The sequence below is a fragment of the Gilliamella sp. Pra-s60 genome (assembly GCF_009795755.1).
In the GTDB taxonomy this organism is placed as follows: Bacteria; Pseudomonadota; Gammaproteobacteria; order Enterobacterales; family Orbaceae; genus Gilliamella.
In genome coordinates this window covers 1-2464 of record NZ_WTFA01000032.1, presented here as the reverse complement: position 1 = coordinate 2464, position 2464 = coordinate 1, and the positions used below count along the sequence as shown (strand labels likewise).

Sequence of the window (2464 nt, the reverse complement as noted above, 5' to 3'; positions counted from 1 at the left end):
ATCATTGTTTTATTTGGTTTTTTTATAAGCAATCACTTGTTTTAGTGAGTTTTTATAAAGTATTTAAAGCATATAGTTTGTTAAAGATTAAATCACCACTTTTTTTTTTAAGAATTGTAATGTTTTATTTATACTTAGCTTAGTTTTTCGTTATTAAGTTTTAAGAAACTTTTAATATGGCATGTAACTATTTGATTTTATTTAAAAATAATCACATAAAAACATCAATAAAATCAGTACCTTTCCTGGCTACTATTTTATCAAAATAGGGCTTTTTTTGTTAGTGTATAGAATGAGTTAGGTGTGGTGGTTTCGGACGTTTTGTCCTTTGGTGAACAAAATGGCTACAGTGCCCACGTCCGAGCCAAGGGAATTTAAGCGAATTCCTTGACAACCCACGCTTTGGCTACAGAATGTGGCCTTCGGCTGCCCCGACGCAATTACTCGTATCATCCCTGATACTCGCCTCTTCGAGGCCACCTTCGCTGTGCTCAGATGTTCAAATTTGTTCCAGACAAATTTGTCTGACGCCTGAATAAAACAGATAGCATAGCCGATTGTTTTTTAATTATATGATTAATTTTATTTTTTATTGCCGCCTATGCGGCGTTAAGGCCTTAGCGTACGGGATTTACCCGATTTATATATTTCTAAACCGCCTATACGGCGTTAAGGGAGAACTCAAGATTTGATAAATCTTGTTATATAAAGATAAACAACAATTTTGGCTTTGAAAACCCTTTTTTTAAGCTGTTTTATAATATATTGATTTTATTGAATTTTAAATTATCGTAAAAAAAAGGGTTTGTAGAGGTTTATATTCAAAAAAATGGATAGAAAAAACTTTAATAAAATCAGTGCCTTTCCTGACCACTTTTTTGCGGTTAAGTGTTGTTATCCAGAGTGTACTTTTATTGGTTTTGCGGGTTTGTTAGTTGTTGGTATTTAACGCTAGTTATGCAAGTGGTTGATTTTGCTTAAAAAGAGTTAAATAAAAACTTTAATAAAATCAATACCTTTCCTGACCACTTTTTTGGGGTTTTTGCATTGCTTTTTAATACAAAAACAACTCACAAAAAAGGCCTAAGGTTATGTTGTTGTCTTATTACGGCGTCAGAATGTGCCGACAACAGAGCGAGGTTAGCACGCCAAACAAGGACGTTTGGCGAGTTTGTGGCGCGCTTGACAAATTTGTCTGGAACAAATTTGAACACCTGAGCACAGCGAAGGTGGCCTCGAAGAGGCGAGTATCAGGATGATACGAGTAATCGCACAAACGGTGCGTTAAGACCGAGCGACAAATTTGTCTGGAACAAATTTGAACATCTGAGCAAAGCGAAGATGGCCTCGAAGAGGCGAGTATCAGGGATGATACGAGTAATTGCGGAGGGTAGCCGAAGGCCACATTCTGTAGCCAAAGCGTGGGTTTGCAAAGGGAATTCGCTTTAATTCCCTTTGCTCGGACGTTGTCACTGTAGCTATTTTGTTCACCAAAGGTCAAAACGTCCGAAACCTTGCCGTACTAAAAATAGACCACCGCTTTAAACCACCACAGCGTAATCCACTAAAACTGCCATCGATACTTTCAGCGTTGCGGCGGGGGGCGGCGCTATTGTGGCTTTGCCACAACGGCGCAACCCTAAGGGAAACGCCCCAACTTACGCGGGGGTTTTATTCTTTGTTATATTGACCTCTCAGGCACCGTAACCCCCTTCCGCGCCCTAAGGATTAAGAACTAAACGCTAAAAGCTAAGGTGCGGTGCAAACAGCAAGGAAACTGTAGCTGACCCGGTCGCTGCCGACAAAGCCGGTGCCCGGGGAGACGTAGAACTGCTTGCTACCCGTAGCGTCACTCGTCCAGTAGCCGTAGTTGTCGAAGTCCGCATCAGCGTAGCTGATCATGTAGCCCCACTCCGTGAAAAATCCTGCACCTATGTGACGCATGAGAACATTATTACTAGACGACGGCGTAGCGCCTACTGCACCAGTACAAGGATAATTATTATTTATATTCCAACCAGAACAAACCGCATTGGTTAAATCCCTTACCCTTGACAATCGATAACCCAAACTATTACACCATGCTGTTTGATTAGGAGCGGTATTCCTTCTATTACTACGATCGACGAACCACTGCTTTAAAACAAATCCATATTTCACGACAGCATTACCACTACTATCCCTACCCACCAACTCGAACGTCTGTGGCAAAGATGGCACGGTAATTCGACTAGGATTATTGTTGTTCCTCTGGCTTCTTGCCTCTGGACCATGCAACGTTACCCGTGTTACATTTTTGGATTTATCCGTAATCCAACCATCAATGTAAGTTCTATTTCGGTCTGAGACTGGCAACCTCCAACTCACCGTTGCTCTTAGACTACCACTTGTGTTAACTGTCCAACTTAACTGACTTCCATCTAATCCACCTATATCCAAATCAAAATACAAACCATCTGCTCCT

At 40.8% G+C, this 2464-nt stretch carries 1 protein-coding gene; it reads right to left on the bottom strand.

Annotated features, from left to right (window positions below; translation table 11 throughout):
* Positions 1-1749 precede the first annotated feature (1749 nt).
* Positions 1750-2464: hypothetical protein (locus tag GQ596_RS10870; RefSeq protein WP_202113805.1), on the bottom strand; the 715-nt coding region annotated here is incomplete at its 5' end.